This is a genomic window from Acinetobacter nematophilus, assembly GCF_026344175.1.
GTDB lineage: Bacteria > Pseudomonadota > Gammaproteobacteria > Pseudomonadales > Moraxellaceae > Acinetobacter > Acinetobacter nematophilus.
This window is the reverse complement of the sequence record NZ_JAPKMY010000005.1, coordinates 168,005-186,289: the sequence shown is the minus strand read 5'-3', so window position 1 is coordinate 186,289 and position 18,285 is coordinate 168,005. Positions and strand designations below refer to the sequence as shown.

The window sequence follows — 18,285 nt, the reverse complement described above, 5'->3', positions numbered from 1 at the left end:
GTTTTATTGACTTTTAATCATGCTGCCTAAATAAAAACACATTGAGTGAAAAATGCAAAAATTATCAATAAAATTTAAAAATAAGTGTTAATTTTCAATAAGATATATAAAACCGATTGTCTGGGGTTTTATACCTTTCATCTAACTTTTATTGGTTTTGAAAGTGTTTTGGCTATGATTTTTTAATCAAGTCTGGTTTTACTTATGCTGGGGGACTGATGCGAAATAATTGGGGATTTACCTTGATTGAGTTGATGGTGGCGATCGCTGTTTTAGCGATTATTGCGACAATTGCGGTTCCTTCATTTTCAAATCTATTAGCAACTTATCAAGCGAATAAAAGTAATAAAGAACTCATGACGGCACTAAAAGAAGGTAAAAGTCGGGCATCATCGATAAAAATGTCTGTGATCGTTTGTCCAAATAAAGACAGTTCACATCAGGAGATAACAAAGACTCTTTGTTTAATTAAAGCTGGTGTGAGTAGTGCGAATGTCTCAAATTATATTGATGCAAAACGTGTCATTTTAGCCAATATTGATAAACATTTAAGTATGGGCGGAGATGCCAATGTTGTTTTTAGCCCAATTGGATCATCACTTGAAAATGTGTCAAATAACAATCTAAAAGCCAGAAAAATAACAATATGTGGCAATAATAAGTTAACTGAAATAACGGTCTCTGTTATTGGGATCACCTCCTCTCAGAAAAGTGGAGCATGCTCATGAAAAATCAGTGGGGAGTAGGTTTAGTCGAAGTCTTAGTGGCTTTGGTGCTCTTGGCGATTGGCGTTTTGGGATTTACTGCTTTGCAGCTAAGAGCTGTTGATGCAACGGGTGAGGCGCTTACAAGATCCCAAGCAATGCTTATTTTGCGAGGGTTAACAGAAAGTATGCGTGTCAATCCAGATGGGCAATCTGATTATCCTGCTGCCGTACAAAAATATATGAATCTAGATTCGAGACCAAATGGAATCAAAGGAGAGTGTTTTGATTTTGGGAATAGCAGTTTTCTTGAATGTACATCTACTGAAATGGCCCATGCGGATGCCTATGTAGCAGTCAAGGAAGCCGCAAGGAATGGTATACGTATGACCATGACGGACTGCCCTGGTATCGGCGCTACGATTAAAAGGCAGTGCTTATTTGCGGCTTGGGGCGACACGGCATCAAAGTTAAAAGCGAATGATTATAGTGCCTGTATGGGGAGTGATGGGATATATAAATTTACTGCGCAATGCCTAATGATGGAGGCATATTAAATGAATGTGTTGTCAGCGCCTAAAAGGGGGACATATCAGCAGGGCTTTACATTACTTGAGTTAATCGTTGCGCTTGCACTTGGTTTGATCATTAGCGCAGCAGCTCTCCAATTATTTACTGGGGGGATAATTACAGCAAAATTACAGGAAGCCAGTGCAGAACTACAAGAAAGTGGTGTGTTTGGTGTCGATTATGTCGCAAAAGATATTCGCTTGGCGAATTATGGCAATGTTAATAATTTAGGGATAAATACCTACACCCCTAACACGGGAATTCTATTTACTGCCAGTCCAAATGCAACAGATCAAGTCAATTTACCAGGACTAGCTGTTGATTCAAAACTTTTAACCCGATCTGATGGTGAGTCAACGACAAATATCAAGAGTGACCAACTGACCATTATGTTTCAAGCACCTCACAACATGATGAACTGCGAAGGTGTAGGTGTAGCAAAAGGTAGCAATGTAATTCAACGTTATTTTTTGAAAAAAGATTCTGATGGAAATTTAGCATTGGCCTGTCATGCAACCAATAAAGACAACATTGTGGGGGCTAAGGAAACAGAGGGTACTGTGATTATACCTCGAGTGGATTTGGTCAAGTTCTATTTGGGCATAAAGTTTAGAGGAGATAAATTGCGCTATTACCGCATTCAGGACTTTATAGAGAGCGGTAGTCATAGTGGTAATAACAGTAGAGTCATATCGATTCGTATGATGATGTTGGTGCGGACCAAAGACCCGATTAAATATAAACATATCAACCCTAATGAAAGCTTTAATTTTTATGAATATGGCGGCCCAGCGTGGGTAAATGATAAAAGTCCGTACTTACGACGGTTATATACCACCACGATTGCTTTAAGAAATGGCTTAGGAGAAAAGATTTATGAAAACTAAGCTAAACAAGCAAAAGGGTTCAACGCTCATTGTCGTTATGATGATGCTTTTATTCTTGACGATCATTGGTGTAATGGCAATTCGAACTTCTATGATCACATTGAATATTGCGACAAATGCACAATCCTATCAGCTCTCAAGCCAAACTGCTGATACACCAATCAATCAAGTTTTTTTAGAAGATTTAAATAGGCACGTTGATCTTTCAAGTGTTCTTGGTAAAGCTTTGAAGGATGCGGATACTGAACTGGGTAAGGAATATGTATTCTGCTATAGACCAAAAGTAAGTACCCGATTTGGTTCAGTGGCTTCTATGGCTGTGCTTAGAACTACAAGTTCTGGTGTTGAGTTGGTTGAAGGAAGTACTGACAACTTTTGTAATTTAACCACTGACTTTGGTAGTGCAAGAAGAGGGGTGGTTACACAAGTTGCTATTAAAATTCCAACAGATACAGCTGATCTACCACCTTTGGCATTGCTCGCAAGAAATATCAATGTCAGTGGAGGGCAAACAATTCCACAAGGCATCACTGAACAAAAACGTATTCGAATGACCACAGTAGCAATGATGCCGATTTACGCTAAAAATTTGTCTGCTGCTCAAGCATGTTTAAAAGATAATGTGAATGATAATTCAGATGTGGAAACCAGTAATAAACAGACCACAGCGCAATGTCTTGTGAATATTGGTGTACCAGTCAATAGTCAAGTTCAGGAATTTAATTTACAAACATTTATAAAAATAGTTAAAGAACCAGTATAGATCTAGAGGAATGTAAAATGAAATCTAAAAAGCTTACTGCCTCATTAAGTTATGCCCGTAAAGCCAAAAGAATAAATTTAAATGCGGCGGGGTTTATAACATTTATTGGTACATTCTTGATTATTTCTTCTGTCACTCGAGCCAATGATCTACAGATTTATGCTGCACCGACGGTAGGCAAAAAGACCCTGGTGATGATGTTGGATACATCGGGCAGTATGGGACCAGCGAGTGGTAATGGGTTTAGTTATCGGGATGACTATGGTTTAAACTGTGGAATAGCTTATACATCAACATCTTTAGCGACATTAATTACAAGCCTGTCAAATCTTTATAGTAATACCGCATATCGGATCAGTTCAGGAACTGTTCCGAGTTATGAACGTAATTTCTGTTATGTGTCTTCTGGTTCGGCAACAACTACTGTTAAAGATGAAGTTTCAGGTTGTGATCCAATTAAAAATTCAAGTGGAACGATTACAGGCTACCAATGTTTAGATCGATTGACTCGTTTAAAAGATGGGATGTTTGCTTTTTTAAATAGTGAAGATGCTTCCTTGAGGCAAGTTCGTGTTGGTTTAGGGAACTATTCTGCCAATGGAGATGGCCACAGTGGTCAAATTCTGGTTCCAGCAAAAGAGCTTGGTGGTTTGAATTCACCTCAAAGAATAGCATTAAAAAATGCGATTAGTAGTTTGGTTGCATACAATGGCACACCTACAGCACATGCGTATGCTGAAGCAGCAGCATATTTGATGGGGACAAGTACATTACAATGGGTGAATTTAAACAATGCGCCAGTTTATTTTAAATTTAACAATAACTATTATAAAGCGTGCGCAAGCTGGAACAATATTAAAACATCATGTAATGCTTGGAGTGGCTGGATAAATCGTCAATTGTCTAGCTCTGCAGTAAGTGGTATGAATAGTTGGGGATGTAGTTTAGATGGATATTCAGGAACATGTTATAGAAAAACAGGTAAGCATTTAGTTGATGTCGATAGTGGTTTTAGTCACTCTTCTGATTCTACAAAAGTAGCAAATAAGACAACATACCAATCTCCATTCCCCGCTGTTACTGATCGTCAAAGCTGTGATGGACAAGGAATTTATATCCTTTCAGATGGTGCGGCCAATTCTACGGATGACACTAGATCAAGTAATATAATGTCTACTGCTTTAGCTACGTTTGGTGGTAATTTTAGTTGTGATGGGGGGCTGTCAGAGGGTTTTGATGGTACTAATCCAGGCGGTTGGCGTTGTATGGGCGAGTTTGCGAAAAGATTATTTAATCCAGAGCAAAACCCATCAGGTGTCTCGATTCAAACTGCTTTTGTTGGGTTTGGTGATACCATGAATAACTTAGGCAAAGGCTATGTAGAAAATGCTTGTAGACTAAGCTCCCGTACACAAGATGATCGAAAGTCAGATGATCAGTGTTCGCCAACAGCACCAAGTTATAGAACGCCTAAACCTGGTTATGGAAATGGCGGTTTTTTTATTGCAAAAGAATCTAGTGAAATTACCCATAGTGTAATTCAGTTTATTGATAACTTGAGCAACCATCAAATTGCTCCGTTGTCTACAGGTGCGGTTTCTGTTCCAGTAGACGCATTAAGTCCACAATCCTTCCAGTCTTATGGTTATTTAAGAGTATTAGAACCAAAACCTGGTACTCAAAATATCACTTGGACGGGGAACTTAAAAAAATACAATATTCAAGGTGGGGCGCTAAAAGGTAAAGACGGCACAGGATTTGTTTTTAAAAACAATGGATTACTTAATCCAAACTCCCGGGATTTTTGGGGGAGCACTTCTGGTGTAGGTGTTATAGAAGGTGGAGTTTATTCAAAACTCAAATTACCTACGATCGTAAGTCCTAACGGTCATAGACCCCTTTATTCAGATATTCAAAGTGTAGCATCAAGTGGTGAGATTACACCAACAGGTAAAAAATCAGATTTATTTTTGGTGACTCAATCTGCAATAACAGCAAGTGCATTACTGGATAAATTTAAAACAGATACTCGGCTTAAAAACTTAGCATTAAATATTCAATTGAAATTATTGAATTATTTAGGTTATGACTTGAGTCTGAGTTTAACTCAGCTTCCAAATAGTCTAAATCCCCCTAAAGATGCTTTTACATCCATGGGGGCGAGTATTCATTCTTTTCCAGTGCAAATAACCTATGAAGGAAAACTAGATGCACTTGGCAATTTGAAAGATGCAAGAAAGCAATCTGTACTTTATGGCAGTATGGAAGGGGCGTTAAGGATTGTTGATTCGAATACAGGTCAAGAACAAATGGTCTTTGTTCCTGCTGATATTTTACAAAATCCTACAGCATCTAAGGCATTGAGAAAAGGTGAGTCAGATATACAAGGTGTGGCACATGGAATAAGTGGGGCTTGGGTCGCTGATACAGCTTATCAAGTGAAAGCTGGCAGTCGAAGTGAGCCAGAAACATCAGTCGTTGCAAATAAGATGAATGTGTATGGTGGTATGCGAATGGGCGGGAAAAGCTATTATGGCTTAGATGTTCTCAATCCAAGTTCACCAAAATTACTTTTCCACATTTTGGGTGGAACTGGTGATTACATTCGTATGGGACAAACATGGTCTAAACCCGTCCTAGCCAATATTCGTTATAACAACCAAATCACCCGAGTGATGATTGTGGGTGGGGGCTATGACATGTGTTATGAGAATCCAAGATTTAGGCTCAATGCTTTAAATTCTAATACGGATTATCCATCTATCTCATGCGACAATAAAACTCAAGCTGATGGTAATGCAATTTATATGATCAATGCCAAAACTGGCGAAAGAATTTGGTGGGCGAGTAATGCAAATGCCAATACCAACAATACCAATATGACTCATAGTGTGGTTAGCAGGATCAGTACTTTGGATCGTGATGGGGATGGCTTGGTTGATCATCTGTTCTTTGGAGATTTAGGAGGGCAAGTATTTCGAGTCGATTTAAATAATGCGAAAAATACGCCTTCAGCATCTTTTGGGAAGCGAGTGGTCCGTTTGGCAAATCTTGCAACAAAAGCAGATGGAACAGCTATTACAAATGGAGATCAACCTCGTTTTTATCAACCACCGACATTAACAGTTCACGATGAAGGAACCTTAACTTTTGTTATGGTGGGTATTGCCTCAGGTGACCGTAGTACGCCATTGGATGTTTCACCGAGTAAAGGTCGTGAACTCATGTTGCCTTTAAATGAGTTAACGGGTCGTCCAACCAATAAAGTTTATGGATTGATTGATCGTGATATTACGGATGGTGGATTAATTACGGGTACAAAAGACCCAATAACAGGTGCTTACAAAGATATCACCTTAAAATCAGTTGATATTACTTTAAAATATTTAAAAGCAAACCCTCAAAAGATAGAGGGCGTCATTTCTCAGATGTTCTTCCCATACACTAAAGAAGGCATGCAAGGATGGTATCGTTCATTATCAAGTGATCAGAATGGGAATCCAGTCGCAGGACGTACAGCAGGAGGGGTGAAAGCGTTTGAGGAAGAGCCTGTTGCAATGACGGGTAGATTGATTATTCCAGTTTATGATCCTGAAGGTACAGGTATTGTGGATAGACAGAATCCTTGCCAACCACGAATCATTGGTGAAAGTAATTCCCAACAGTTTTGTTTACCTTATGGGGCTTGTCTGGATGCCAAAGGTGTTGTGGACTGGAATCTTGAGAAAAGTACAGGTTTCCAAATCTCAGATGGAAAGAATCAAAATGTTTTAGGCCCTGGTATACAAGGCATCACTTTTGGTCCTGATGACACAAATAGTGGTGGAAACAGTTCAGGCAATACATGTGGTGCTTTAACCTTACTTGGTTTACAACAAGGGAAAGGCCGTTGGGAGTGTAACAAGATCCTAAACCCTATTCGATGGTATGAAAAATATGTTGAAGCTAAGTATAACTAAGCGATATGGAGCTGTGACAAGCCCTGCTTGTCACAGGGGCCACCATGGATTTACATTAATTGAACTAATGATTGTCATTGTGATTATTACCATTTTAGCAGCGGTTATTTATCCAAACTATCAGGATCATGTTAGAAGAGCAGCACTAGCACAAGCACAACAGGAAATGCAGAAAATTGCAAATCAGTTGGAAATATTTAAATCTAAGAACTTCACTTATAAAAACTTTGACTTAAAAAATTTATATAACACAAATTCTTCGGAAGACATTACAACACCTGTAGGTTCGTCTGGAGATACAGTCAAATATAAAATGATACTCAAAGATTTATCTGATCCAAATTTGTCACTTAAAAGTTCCAGTGCGTCAGGATTTGGTTGGGTAATAAAGGCTGAAAGTACAGATGTTAAAAACTATAATTTGCTTATGACGAGTGAGGGTATTCGCTGTAAGACGAAAGACAGTGTAACTTTTACAGCATGCACAGGCAGTGATATTACATCATGGTGAAAAGTATGAAATCAGAAGGTTTTACCTTAATGGAGCTTTTGATTGTAGTAGCAATTTTAGGAATTTTAGCTGCAATTGCTTATCCAGCTTATCAGGAATATGTAGTTAAGGCCAATAGAGTGGATATGCAAAGTGAAATGTTGCAAATTGCTCGAAATTTGTCTAATCGTAAAATGGTGAAAGGAACTTTTAAAGATGCTACATTGGAAAATGGACAATTTGAAGAATATTACCCAACTGGTGTAACTGCAAAATATAAAGTCAAATTAGCCGTTTCTACAGACAATTTGACATGGTCCCTAAAAGCAACGCCAATAATTGGTTCGCAACAAGATGGAAATGGTGAGGTTGGGTTAAATAGCCAAGGTCAAAAATGTTGGACCAAAGGTTCTACATGTACTCCTTCGGCAACGACAAATTGGGATGCTAGATAAAATTTGGTTTGTGGTACCTAAGCGTGTGCTTATTAAAGTGTTGAATAAAATTAATGTGATGAATCCATTATTGAATAATATAAAACCTTCATCACCCTGCTTTACTCTCAAATTTAACTGAATTTGTGCAGCTGAAGTTTTACTTCACTCAACCATTTTTTTAATCACATTCTTGCGCTGAAAATCAAACAGCGTTTAATTTTTGTTTATACGCCACTTAATGTCGACATTCATATCGCGCATGATTGAAACATAAGTGATGATTCAAAAATACAAAATAAATGAATCACCAAATCTTCTAACAATTTGTATAAAAAATAAATCTTATTGGTAGGAATAATTGAATTCAAATGATTTGACGATATTTAAGTTGTATTTACAATATGTTTAAGATAAATTCACATGATATTTCAGCAGATAATTGAAGTTTTCAATTGTCTGCTTTTTTATGCCTTTCATCCAACTTGTATTGGTTTTGTAAGTGTTTTGGTTATGATTTTAAGTTAGGTAAAGTTTTGTTGTAGTGGGAATTGTGATGCAAAATAATCGGGGATTCACCTTAATTGAATTAATAGTCACATTAATCATTATTTCGATTGTTGCCATAATTGCTGCGCCAAAAGTTCAAGATTTAACGTTAAAAAGGAAGCTTGAGAGAACTTCAGTTGATTTAGAGAAAATATTGACCCAAGCAAGATCAGATGCCGTTGTATTTCGGAAAAAAGTAACAGTTAATCTTAATACAGCTGGAAAAGATTCTGCTCAAAGTAAATATTGGAATATACCTTCAGGACAAACTTTAATTTTTAAAACAGGTGAATGTATTACCAATGATAATGGAAAAAAAACATGGGGCTATAGTTCTACAATTCCTACACTCTCTAAAATTGTCTTTTTGCCGCAAGGAAATGTAGAAAATTTTCCTCAAAATTTAGAAATACAAATTTCAAGTAATTCATATACTAAATATGTATATTTAACAAATTTTGGCAAAGTTACAACAACGAATAAATCCAATTTTGACGGGGATTGTACCTCATGATGAAAGCATTATCTCCCCAAAAGGGAATAGGTATGATGGAAGTCCTTGTTGCACTCATATTATTATCAATTGGGGTGTTAGGTTTTGCGATGCTACAAATGAGAGCCATGGAAGCTTCTCTTGATGCGTCTAAACGTATTCAAGCAATGAGTTTGGCTCGTGATCTTTCTGAGCGAATGCGTGCAAATAATCAAGGTTTATCAAAAAATATAACAATTAAAGTCAATGAGGTTGATCAAGTCGTTGATGCATACGCAAATGCTTTTGCAGGAAGAACATATGCGACGACTTATTCTGCAAAGTGCAACAACACAACAAAATGTTCTAGTCAGAAATTTGCAGAAGAAGATGTAAATCAAATTTTATATAAAGCTTTTTTGAATGGAATGAAAACAGCAATAAGTGATTGCCCTGGAAATATGACCAGAAGCCGTTATTGTATATATGTCGCTTGGGATGAAACAGATCCTTCTAATGGTAATTCTACAAATAGCTGTACCAAAGATGGTTCTTATAACAAAGACTCTAAGTGTATTATTTTGGAGGCTTACTAATGAATTACTCAAAAGGTATGACGCTTGTAGAATTGATGTTGGCATTAGTTATTGGGCTATTAATTATGGCAGCAGCGATGCAGTTGTTTTTGACAGGTAGTATCAATTATGGGCTTCAGAAGAACTTAGCAGAATTACAAGATAATGGGAATTTTGGTTTAAATTTTATTTTAAAAGATATAAAACTCGCAAATTTAGATGCAGATTTAGCGGTTGTTAATGATCGTAATCAATACAGTGGTGTCGTGTTTACAACCATTAAAAGTTACGCTGGATTAACTGAAGATGAAAAAAAAGTTGCAACAGCAAATATTCCTTATTTTATTTCTGGCAATTCAGCAGATTTAGCGAATTTTACCCAAGCTAAAGTCGGATTATCAAATGTGAATGTAAAAAGTGATCAACTGGTTATTCAATATAAAGCCTTTGATCCAAATGGTTTTGATTGTGAAGGCAATTCAATTTCACAAGATGATATAGATAAAGGTACATTCATTGTACAGCGATATTTTTTACGTCAGGATGGCTCAGCAGGGAATCTGGCTTTGGTTTGTGATGCTGGGCGTTATAAAACATTGGTAGAAACAGCTGCTTTACCTACAAATATTTCTGGTTTAGGTGAACGTAGTCAAATCATTATGCGTCGTGTTGATTATTTTCATGTTTTGCTTGGAGTTAAGCAAAATAATACAGATGAATTTAGCTATATGACGATTGACCAATATATGGGAGCAACCAACGCACTGACCAAAGCAGGGGCGCCTAGACCTCGAATAATGTCGATTCAGTTAGGTGCTTTAGTGCGTGGTTATGATTCTATTTCAGAAAAAGATAAATTACCAAGTGATTATACTGTTTTAGATCAAGCGGTGACCTTAAGTACATCAGATTCAGATCCTAAGTATATTCGTGATGTCATCAGTCAGACTGTTGCATTACGAAATGGCTATGGCCTCATGGAGGATTTATAAATGCGGGTCCATCAACGAGGTGTCACAATTATTGCTGTGCTATTTGTACTTATTTTAATGGTTTTAATTGGTACTTTGGCAGTGAAACAGAGTCTAACAGGATTAAGTATTGCGACGAATAGCCAGATTCAAAGTTTGAATCAGCAGACTGCTGATGCTGTATTCTTCGCACTTGAAAAAGATAACAAGGATTCAGCAACTTTACAGAAAAATTTAAGTTCATTAGGCTTATTTGGGATTGTAAAGTCAGATAGTTTTTTAAACAAAGAGCTTGTTTTCTGTTATCGACCGAAAACCCAAGCCAAATTATTTTCTATTCAACAGGCCAGTGTTATTTATCCTACAAGTGATACAGATGTAAATAATAGTGAGTTGGGAGTTGCTGGTTATTGTCAATATACAAAAAATGATTATAGCAGTGGACGAGATATTATGATTTCGCAGATTGCTGTGAAAAAAAGTAGCAGTAATACTGACGTACCTTTTAAATATTTCCCTACTGGTACAGATACATCCACAGTTCAACTTGATCAGGTTCAACCTGTGCAAATTATTGTGACTACGATTATCCCAGGTGCTGCTAGTGGTAGTGGCTCTGGATGGTCAAGTTTTTCAAGTCAAATTAATGATTGTTTTAAAACACATTTGAATGATAAGTCTGCAAAGTATGCAGCTCAAAAGACAGTTGCAGAATGTTTTGCTGATTTGGGTGTGCCATATAGTCAACAAGTCATGGATTATGCTGTGATTAGCTATGCGACTAAGAGCTAAGGTAAAGGGGATATCTTATGAAAACTAAATATAAAAAAATAGTTATTGCGATACAAACAGCTTTTATCACATCCTTAGTTTGTTCTGCTTTACCGAGCTATGCAAGTGATACGGAACTCTATAAAGCACCTCAAACTTCAGTTACGACTATTATGTTTATGCTTGATGTTTCAGGGAGTATGAACCCGGGCTCTAATGATTATGGTGAAAATCGAATCCAAAGCCTAAAAAATGGGATGTTAAAACTGCTTCAGGGTGATACTTCTCAAGGAATAGAACGATTACCAGATAAACTAGTAGTTGGTTTGTCTGAGTTTAGTGGAACTACTGGGCGTATTGACTTAGAGGCTCGAGCTTTAGGACAAGAAACTGATATTGGGACTAAGGAAATCTATCGAGTTTCTACTTCGGCGACATTCAATTTGTCTAGAGACTTAACGAGAATTAATAGTCGAGAGCGATATAGTACACAAACCAGAACAAGAAGGTATTCTTGGAGTGATTGGGGGAATTGGAGTGGTTGGAGTACTTGGAGTGGTTGGAGTGGTTGGAGTGGTTCTAATCCGAGTGCAAGTGGCGAATCCGTAGATAATAAAGTACTAGGGAATACCATAACTGTTCAAGAGTGTATTGATTGGAATAATATAAATAACAGCAATGATCCAAGTTGTAAAACATGGGCAGATTCAACAAAAACCTTAGCTGATTTAAATGGTTTAAATTCAACTAGTCAAAATCAATATGGATATCCTAATTGGTCTGATCAAGGTGGGTGGGTTAATATTGGTTCAAGTAATCAAACATATAACGATGTTGTAACATGTACAGACTCTTCGTGGGGGGGGACTTGTTACGAACAAACCAATACAAGAACAAATACTGAAAGTCAGAATCAAAAGAAAAGTCAAACAGCTACTATTGCTGGACAAGTAGTTACTACCTATACGGGTAATGCTAAAGATACTCACCGTAATAAAATGATACGTGCTGTGAATGCATTAACAGCAGGCGGAGGTACTCCTACAGCGTTTGCTTATGCTGAGGTTGCTGCGTATTTGATGGGACAATCTACACGAAATTCTAGTGGCAGCGGATTTATCTCGAATGTCACCAATATTAGTGGTTCTACTAAGTATTTAAACCCCGAAACTATTACCTCAACTAAGCAATGCAATACACAAGGTATTTATTTTCTAACAGATGGTGTTCCTGAGTATGGGCGAAATAATTCATCTCTGAATATTATGCGTGAAAGTTTAAATGACTCTGGTTTTAGGTGTACAAGTGATTCTTTAGGTGGCAGTACGCCGTATTATAATAGTAGTAATAATACAAACAACTGGACTTGTATTGGTGAATATACTAAACGGTTATTAAAAGGTGGTTCAAATAATCCAGCTGGTGTATCAATCAAGACAGCAGTTGTTGGATTTGGATCTGATATGACCGGTACGCCAACATCAAATAAAGCCAATGATATTAGTGATGCTAAAAAATGGGGAATATTGGGTGGAGGAGGATATTACCCTGGCAATAATGATGCCGATGTTGTTGCAAGTGTTAATGCCTTCCTTAAAAAGCTTCAAAAATATATTCCACCGGTCACGACAGGCTCAATTACAATTCCTGTAGATAATTTAGATACTCAAAATATTCAGCCTTGGGGATACTTCCCACAATTTGATCCAGCTCCAGATGCTCAAGTCACAACATGGATTGGTAATCTTAAAAAATACCAAGTGGTTGATAATATAATTAAAGATCGTGATAACAAGATTGTATTTGATGCTGCAAAGGGAATTAGTGTTGATGATCCAAATGATTATTGGGCAGATACTTCTATTAAAAAGACAATTACTAAAATCGTTCAAGAAAATAACGTAGATGTTGAAAAAGAATTTGAAGTAAGAGTTGGTGGGGCCTTAAGTCAATTTAAGTTAGGGAATGTCAATAATATTGAAAGAACTATTTATACAGACAGAAAAGTTGGTAATGATGGCACTGTATCGAGTATTGGGAACGACAAGGCTTTATTACAAGTAAGTAGTGCTGATTTAAAAGCCAATAATCCTACGAATAATTTTAGTATAGATACCAAGCGTGGTTATCTTGCAGCTTTGTTTGGTTACAATGTAACTTCTGCCATGGCATCAAACCTTACGACCAGCAATAGTGATGCTGCCAATACGTCCTTTGTAAATTTTCTCACACAATCCAATGCAACACTTCGGCAAATGGGCGCAGTAATGCATTCTAGACCCTTATTAATTACACAAAAAGGGACAACCCAATTTGATGCTAAAACAGGTGATTTAAGTTACAAGGATCGTGATGACTTAATTGTATTTGGAACAACTCAAGGGCTATTACATGTCATCCGAGCAGGTGATAGTGCAACCGATAGTAATGCGGGTAAAGAAGTATTTACATTTGTTCCTAACGAAATGATTGAAAAGCAAAGCAAAGGTTTTTTAAATCAAGAAAACCAGGGAAGAAACCTGGAGTATGGAGTTGACGGTCCTTGGACAGCCTATACTGAATATGTCACCAAGTCTGGTACAAATGCAACAGAGCCTGTTGTAACGGTGAGCGGTGGTAAACAATGGTTATATGGTGGTTTACGCATGGGAGGGCGCAGTTATTATGCTCTAGATTTATCTGATGTTACCTCTACCAGTGGAAAACCAAAAATAAAATTTAGAATTAGCCCTGACGATGCCGCAGCATATTCACCAATTAGCTATATGGGACAAAGTTGGTCTAAACCTACTCTAGCCTGGATAAACTGGCAAGGTTCACGTAAGTTGGTGATGATTGTTGGTGGTGGTTATGACCCAATTTATGAAAATATAGGTACACCAACATCCAGTAGCATTGATAGGGGGGCGGGAGTATATATTTTTGATGCTGAAACTGGCTCAGTTTTATGGTGGGCAAGTGCCAATGCATCAGTTGATAAAGTCACAGAGACTAGCGTCAGTAACATGAAACGTAGCGTGGTGAGTCAGATAAAAGCAATTGACCGTAATAGTGATGGACTCGTAGATCACCTATATTTTGGTGATTTAGGTGGTCAATTGTGGCGTGTAGACTTAGACAGTTCAACTCAAGCAGGCAAGACAGTCAATTTGGCTAAACGCGTCACTCGAATTCTAAATCAGTCGAATGCATCAGATGTACCTAGATTCTATTCTACGCCTACATTTACCATTCATAATAATGGCGGAAGTTTATTTGCGGTATTGACAATTGGTTCTGGTAACCTGAGTTCACCTATGTCAGAAACCAATAAAAATGATGCTTTGTATGTTGTCTACGATAAAGATGTAACACGTCGAAATCTATCGGTACTAAAGGATAGTGAATTAAATTCGGTCGATATCAATTCAATGACCACAGGCAGTAAACAGCTGGTTAAAAATACTGATGGTAATACAGCTACAAGTTTCAGTTATGGGGGATGGTACTATCCGTTAGGCTCTAAGAAACGTGTTCTCAATGATAATATTGCAATTGACAGTGATCTATATGTCAGCATATTTAATGCAAATATCGATATTGATGATGTTGATTGTTACGGTGGTGTACGTGGTGAAAGTAAGGCTAACCAATTCTGCTTACCTTACGGTCAATGTACTGTATTGAGTGGAAATACTGTAGTCGTCAAGAACCGTCCAAATGAAATTTCATTAGGAAAAGGAAATATCGGTATCAGTTTCGGTGGTAAGGACAAAAACCGTGGTTTAGTTCTAAACTTTCCTACAACTGAATCTTTAACGAACTATACCAGTAAAACTAAGTTTATTTCCCAGCGTTGGTATGAACGTTAAGGACGAATCCATGAAAAAAATACAAGGATTTACCCTTATTGAGTTAGTTATCGTTGTCATTATTATTGCAATAATGGCAGCTATAGCCATACCTACCTATAAGGATATAATTCAGTCAAATAGAGAGAAAAAGGTGCAGCAAGAAATTTTAAAAATTGCTGAACAATTGGAAAGATATAAATCTAGAAATTTTAATTATAGAAATTTTTCTGAAACGGCTACAGAGTTACCCGGTGGCTATACATTGAAAATTTCAGATTTGGAAGACAGTTCAAAAAATCTGACTGATGATGTGCAGGGGATCGGCTGGTATATTTCAGTCGCCCCGCCTACTGATTTAAACAATCGTAATTATAATCCTAAAAATAATTATTTTTTAATGAGTAGTAACGGGTTGCAATGTAAATCACGCTTAGCAAGTGATGTAAATTTTAAATGTGAACCTTGGAACGATGGAACAAAAACAGGAAGCCAACCATGGTAAAAGAACAGGGTTTTAGCTTAATTGAACTACTTATTGTGGTCGCAATTTTGGGAATATTGGCAAGAATTGCTTATCCAATTTATACAGACTATTTAATCAAAGCAAACCGTGTTGATATGCAGTCTGAAATGGTTAGGATTGGCGGCTTATTACAAAAATATAGGACATTGAACGCTACATTTCTAAAAAAACAGGATGCGACTCCAATTGATCTAACCACATTAGGGGTTGCTGATCAATATCCTTCTGGAAGTAAGTCATTGTATAAGCTTACTTTATCTAATGTCTCAGCAGGAACATGGACATTAACAGCAACTCCAAATACAAATACAACTCAAGATGGAAATGGTTCTATAGTCCTAAACAACCAAGGTCAAAAATGTTGGACCAAAGGCAGCACATGCACCCCTTCTGCATCCACAAACTGGGACGGTAGATAGAATTTAAATTCAAAATTGTGGATAAACAAAAATTGATCTTTCTTTCACACTCAAGATAACGTAAAATACTGCCCTCTATGAAAGGGGTTTGAAATGTACCGGTGGTCGGTGCAAGGATAATCCGTAAAAACTATAAGGTTCTATCATGGTTGTAATTCGTCTAGCACGCGGTGGTGCTAAAAAACGTCCGTTCTATCAAATCATTGTGACTGATAGCCGTAATGCACGTGACGGTCGTTTCATCGAGCGTATCGGTTTCTTTAACCCTACAGCTCAAGGTAAAGCAGAAAAACTTCGTTTAGATGCTGACCGTTTTGCTCACTGGGTTTCACAAGGTGCTCAACCTTCTGAACGTGTTGCTTCTTTAGCTGCTCAAGCGAAGAAAGCTGCAACTGCTGCATAATTTATTCGGCAGTAGGTAGCCCATGACACCAACACAGAATGTGCCCGAAGATCGTATTCAGATTGGACAGCTACGTTCAGCATATGGATTAAATGGGTGGCTCTGGGTCTATTCCAATACTGAACCTATGAGCAACATTTTTGACTACCTGCCTTGGTATATAGAAACTAAAGCAGGTTGGCAAATTGTCGATGTAAAACGTTGGAAACCACATGGCAAAGGCCTTGTTGTTGCGCTAAAAGGTGTGATTGATCGTACCGCAGCAGACAATTTGGTTGGCGCTAATATCTGGATTTCAAAGTCGCAACTGCCTCAACCAGGTGTGGATGAGTACTATTGGTCTGATTTAAAAGGTCTAACGGTGTTAGGTCTAAATGATGAAGAGCAAGAAGTAAATCTCGGTCAAATCCATGAACTGTTTGAAACAGGCGCCAATGATGTCATGGTTGTTCGTGCAACAGCAGAGAGCATCGATGGTGAAGAGCGAATGATTCCATGGCATAAAGATGTGGTACAACGCGTTGATCTCGAAGCTGGTCGTATCTACGTGAATTGGGGCGTAGATTATTAATCCCTAGGATTGGCACAGCAGGAAAATAGAGGAGTCTGCGGTGTTTTTTGCAGTCATTACGCTTTTTCCTGAAATGTTTGAAGCGATTACAGCGTACGGCATTAGCGGACGCGCGGTAAAACGTGACATTGTACAAGTTCATTGTATCAATCCACGAGAATTTGCCGAGGGTAACTACAAAAGAGTGGATGAACGTCCATTTGGTGGTGGCCCAGGCATGGTAATGATGGCTGAGCCTTTGGCAAAAGCAATACACCATGCCAAACAGCTTGCAAAGCAAGCAGGAGCGGTTCATGTCCCTGTGGTGTATATGTCTCCACAAGGTAAAACCCTAAACGAACCTGCGGTACAGCAATTTATTCACTATGATGGATTGATTGTGCTGTGTGGACGCTATGAAGGTGTCGATGAGCGTTTGATCCAAAAATATGTAGATCAGGAATGGTCGATTGGGGATTACGTATTGTCGGGTGGTGAACTACCTGCGATGGTTTTATTAGACAGTGTGATTCGACGTTTGCCGAATACCATGTCGGATGAACAGTCAGCAGTGCAAGACTCATTTGTGGATGGTTTACTCGACTGTCCTCAATATACCAAGCCAGACCATTTTGAAGGTTTGGATGTTCCTGATGTTTTAAAATCAGGTCATCATGCAAATATTGAAAAATGGCGGTTTTTGCAACGTTATCAACGCACTTTGGAACGTCGACCTGAGTTGGTGGAAAAAGTTGAGTTGACCAAGCAGCAAAAGAAATGGCTAAAAGATCAGCAAGACCAAGCAAAATGATGCTTGGTTCAAGCACAAGATTGAGAAGCAATGCTTCTACAAATTGATATTTAGCTTTGGTTAAATGTCTTTTATAGGCTCCTTAAACTCTCTCTGACTTGAGTGAGATTAAGGGGAAAGATAAACGGGTTGATATGCGATTTAGCCTCTGTCCCCAGCGGTTGTACAGACCTCTTCTGTTCCGCAAAATCGGAGATTCCCACAATGAGTGGTAAACATCCTTTAGTTCAAGCAATTGAAAACCAACAGTTAAAAACTGACATCCCTGCTTTTGCTCCTGGTGACACAGTTGTTGTTCAAGTAAAAGTAAAAGAAGGTGACCGTGAGCGTCTACAGGCGTTCGAAGGTGTGGTGATTGCGAAGAAAAACCGTGGCTTGAACTCTGCGTTCACAGTACGTAAAATTTCTAGCGGTGTTGGTGTTGAGCGTGTATTCCAAACTCACTCTCCAATCGTTGCTAAAATCGAAGTGAAACGTCGTGGTGACGTTCGTCGTGCTAAGCTTTATTACCTACGCGAATTGTCTGGTAAAGCTGCACGTATTCGTGAGAAATTGCCTGCGCGTAAACAAGGTTAATTTAAACTTTGCTTTACAGCTAAAA

General features: G+C 38.0%; 18 protein-coding genes. All 18 read left to right on the top strand.

What is annotated here, in order from left to right; translation table 11 throughout:
* The first annotated feature begins 218 nt into the window (after positions 1-218).
* Positions 219-728 (top strand): pilus assembly FimT family protein, encoded by a 510-nt coding sequence (locus OSH00_RS11590; RefSeq protein WP_266130551.1) that lies wholly within the window; start codon positions 219-221, stop codon positions 726-728.
* Entirely contained in the window at positions 725-1,261 is a 537-nt protein-coding gene (pilV, locus tag OSH00_RS11585) for a type IV pilus modification protein PilV (RefSeq protein WP_266130550.1), read from the top strand. The genes OSH00_RS11590 and pilV (OSH00_RS11585) overlap by 4 nt, the downstream gene beginning before the upstream one ends.
* Positions 1,262-2,161, top strand: a complete 900-nt coding sequence (locus tag OSH00_RS11580) for a PilW family protein (protein ID WP_266130549.1) — start codon at positions 1,262-1,264, stop codon at positions 2,159-2,161. It begins immediately after the preceding gene.
* Positions 2,151-2,924, top strand: a complete 774-nt coding sequence (locus OSH00_RS11575; protein ID WP_266130548.1) for a pilus assembly PilX family protein — start codon at positions 2,151-2,153, stop codon at positions 2,922-2,924. Before OSH00_RS11580 ends, OSH00_RS11575 begins: the two co-directional genes overlap by 11 nt.
* 17 nt (positions 2,925-2,941) lie before the next feature.
* A complete protein-coding gene (locus tag OSH00_RS11570; RefSeq protein ID WP_266130547.1) occupies positions 2,942-6,883 on the top strand; it encodes a pilus assembly protein in 3,942 nt (1,313 codons plus the stop codon).
* Positions 6,861-7,394, top strand: coding sequence for a type IV pilin protein (locus OSH00_RS11560; RefSeq protein ID WP_277613822.1), 534 nt, complete (start codon positions 6,861-6,863; stop codon positions 7,392-7,394). The genes OSH00_RS11570 and OSH00_RS11560 overlap by 23 nt, the downstream gene beginning before the upstream one ends.
* A 5-nt stretch (positions 7,395-7,399) precedes the next feature.
* Positions 7,400-7,828, top strand: coding sequence for a type IV pilin protein (locus OSH00_RS11555; protein WP_266130546.1), 429 nt, complete (start codon positions 7,400-7,402; stop codon positions 7,826-7,828).
* Between the two features lie 535 nt (positions 7,829-8,363).
* A complete protein-coding gene (locus OSH00_RS11550) occupies positions 8,364-8,870 on the top strand; it encodes a pilus assembly FimT family protein (protein ID WP_266130545.1) in 507 nt (168 codons plus the stop codon).
* Positions 8,867-9,424: a type IV pilus modification protein PilV gene (pilV, locus tag OSH00_RS11545; protein WP_266130544.1), complete on the top strand. Its 558-nt coding sequence runs from the start codon at positions 8,867-8,869 to the stop codon at positions 9,422-9,424. The genes OSH00_RS11550 and pilV (OSH00_RS11545) overlap by 4 nt, the downstream gene beginning before the upstream one ends.
* Positions 9,424-10,395 carry a PilW family protein gene (locus tag OSH00_RS11540; protein WP_266130543.1) on the top strand — a complete coding sequence of 324 codons (972 nt, stop codon included), beginning with the start codon at positions 9,424-9,426 and terminating at the stop codon, positions 10,393-10,395. Before pilV (OSH00_RS11545) ends, OSH00_RS11540 begins: the two co-directional genes overlap by 1 nt.
* A complete protein-coding gene (locus OSH00_RS11535) occupies positions 10,396-11,166 on the top strand; it encodes a pilus assembly PilX family protein (RefSeq protein ID WP_266130542.1) in 771 nt (256 codons plus the stop codon).
* A gap of 17 nt (positions 11,167-11,183) precedes the next feature.
* The gene (locus OSH00_RS11530) at positions 11,184-14,996 is read left to right on the top strand and encodes a PilC/PilY family type IV pilus protein (RefSeq protein WP_266130541.1); all 3,813 of its coding nucleotides are present in this window, start codon (positions 11,184-11,186) and stop codon (positions 14,994-14,996) included.
* 10 nt (positions 14,997-15,006) lie between these two features.
* Complete coding sequence (locus OSH00_RS11525; protein WP_266130540.1) at positions 15,007-15,480, top strand: type IV pilin protein; 474 nt, start codon at positions 15,007-15,009, stop codon at positions 15,478-15,480.
* The gene (locus tag OSH00_RS11520; RefSeq protein ID WP_266130539.1) at positions 15,474-15,920 is read left to right on the top strand and encodes a type IV pilin protein; all 447 of its coding nucleotides are present in this window, start codon (positions 15,474-15,476) and stop codon (positions 15,918-15,920) included. The genes OSH00_RS11525 and OSH00_RS11520 overlap by 7 nt, the downstream gene beginning before the upstream one ends.
* A gap of 145 nt (positions 15,921-16,065) precedes the next feature.
* Positions 16,066-16,323 carry a 30S ribosomal protein S16 gene (gene rpsP, locus OSH00_RS11515; protein ID WP_005018185.1) on the top strand — a complete coding sequence of 86 codons (258 nt, stop codon included), beginning with the start codon at positions 16,066-16,068 and terminating at the stop codon, positions 16,321-16,323.
* A gap of 22 nt (positions 16,324-16,345) precedes the next feature.
* Positions 16,346-16,894, top strand: a complete 549-nt coding sequence (rimM, locus tag OSH00_RS11510) for a ribosome maturation factor RimM (protein ID WP_266130538.1) — start codon at positions 16,346-16,348, stop codon at positions 16,892-16,894.
* A gap of 40 nt (positions 16,895-16,934) precedes the next feature.
* Entirely contained in the window at positions 16,935-17,684 is a 750-nt protein-coding gene (gene trmD / locus OSH00_RS11505) for a tRNA (guanosine(37)-N1)-methyltransferase TrmD (RefSeq protein WP_266130537.1), read from the top strand.
* Positions 17,685-17,888: 204 nt separating this feature from the next.
* Positions 17,889-18,260, top strand: a complete 372-nt coding sequence (rplS, locus tag OSH00_RS11500; protein ID WP_004826442.1) for a 50S ribosomal protein L19 — start codon at positions 17,889-17,891, stop codon at positions 18,258-18,260.
* Positions 18,261-18,285 lie beyond the last annotated feature (25 nt).

Bases quoted from the DNA above. Each gene is read 5' to 3' on its own strand.
- OSH00_RS11590 (WP_266130551.1), top strand. From the start codon at position 219: ATGCGAAATAATTGGGGATTTACCTTGATTGAGTTGATGGTGGCGATC.
- pilV (WP_266130550.1), top strand. From the start codon at position 725: ATGAAAAATCAGTGGGGAGTAGGTTTAGTCGAAGTCTTAGTGGCTTTG.
- OSH00_RS11580 (WP_266130549.1), top strand. From the start codon at position 1,262: ATGAATGTGTTGTCAGCGCCTAAAAGGGGGACATATCAGCAGGGCTTT.
- OSH00_RS11575 (WP_266130548.1), top strand. From the start codon at position 2,151: ATGAAAACTAAGCTAAACAAGCAAAAGGGTTCAACGCTCATTGTCGTT.
- OSH00_RS11570 (WP_266130547.1), top strand. From the start codon at position 2,942: ATGAAATCTAAAAAGCTTACTGCCTCATTAAGTTATGCCCGTAAAGCC.
- OSH00_RS11560 (WP_277613822.1), top strand. From the start codon at position 6,861: ATGTTGAAGCTAAGTATAACTAAGCGATATGGAGCTGTGACAAGCCCT.
- OSH00_RS11555 (WP_266130546.1), top strand. From the start codon at position 7,400: ATGAAATCAGAAGGTTTTACCTTAATGGAGCTTTTGATTGTAGTAGCA.
- OSH00_RS11550 (WP_266130545.1), top strand. From the start codon at position 8,364: ATGCAAAATAATCGGGGATTCACCTTAATTGAATTAATAGTCACATTA.
- pilV (WP_266130544.1), top strand. From the start codon at position 8,867: ATGATGAAAGCATTATCTCCCCAAAAGGGAATAGGTATGATGGAAGTC.
- OSH00_RS11540 (WP_266130543.1), top strand. From the start codon at position 9,424: ATGAATTACTCAAAAGGTATGACGCTTGTAGAATTGATGTTGGCATTA.
- OSH00_RS11535 (WP_266130542.1), top strand. From the start codon at position 10,396: ATGCGGGTCCATCAACGAGGTGTCACAATTATTGCTGTGCTATTTGTA.
- OSH00_RS11530 (WP_266130541.1), top strand. From the start codon at position 11,184: ATGAAAACTAAATATAAAAAAATAGTTATTGCGATACAAACAGCTTTT.
- OSH00_RS11525 (WP_266130540.1), top strand. From the start codon at position 15,007: ATGAAAAAAATACAAGGATTTACCCTTATTGAGTTAGTTATCGTTGTC.
- OSH00_RS11520 (WP_266130539.1), top strand. From the start codon at position 15,474: ATGGTAAAAGAACAGGGTTTTAGCTTAATTGAACTACTTATTGTGGTC.
- rpsP (WP_005018185.1), top strand. From the start codon at position 16,066: ATGGTTGTAATTCGTCTAGCACGCGGTGGTGCTAAAAAACGTCCGTTC.
- rimM (WP_266130538.1), top strand. From the start codon at position 16,346: ATGACACCAACACAGAATGTGCCCGAAGATCGTATTCAGATTGGACAG.
- rplS (WP_004826442.1), top strand. From the start codon at position 17,889: ATGAGTGGTAAACATCCTTTAGTTCAAGCAATTGAAAACCAACAGTTA.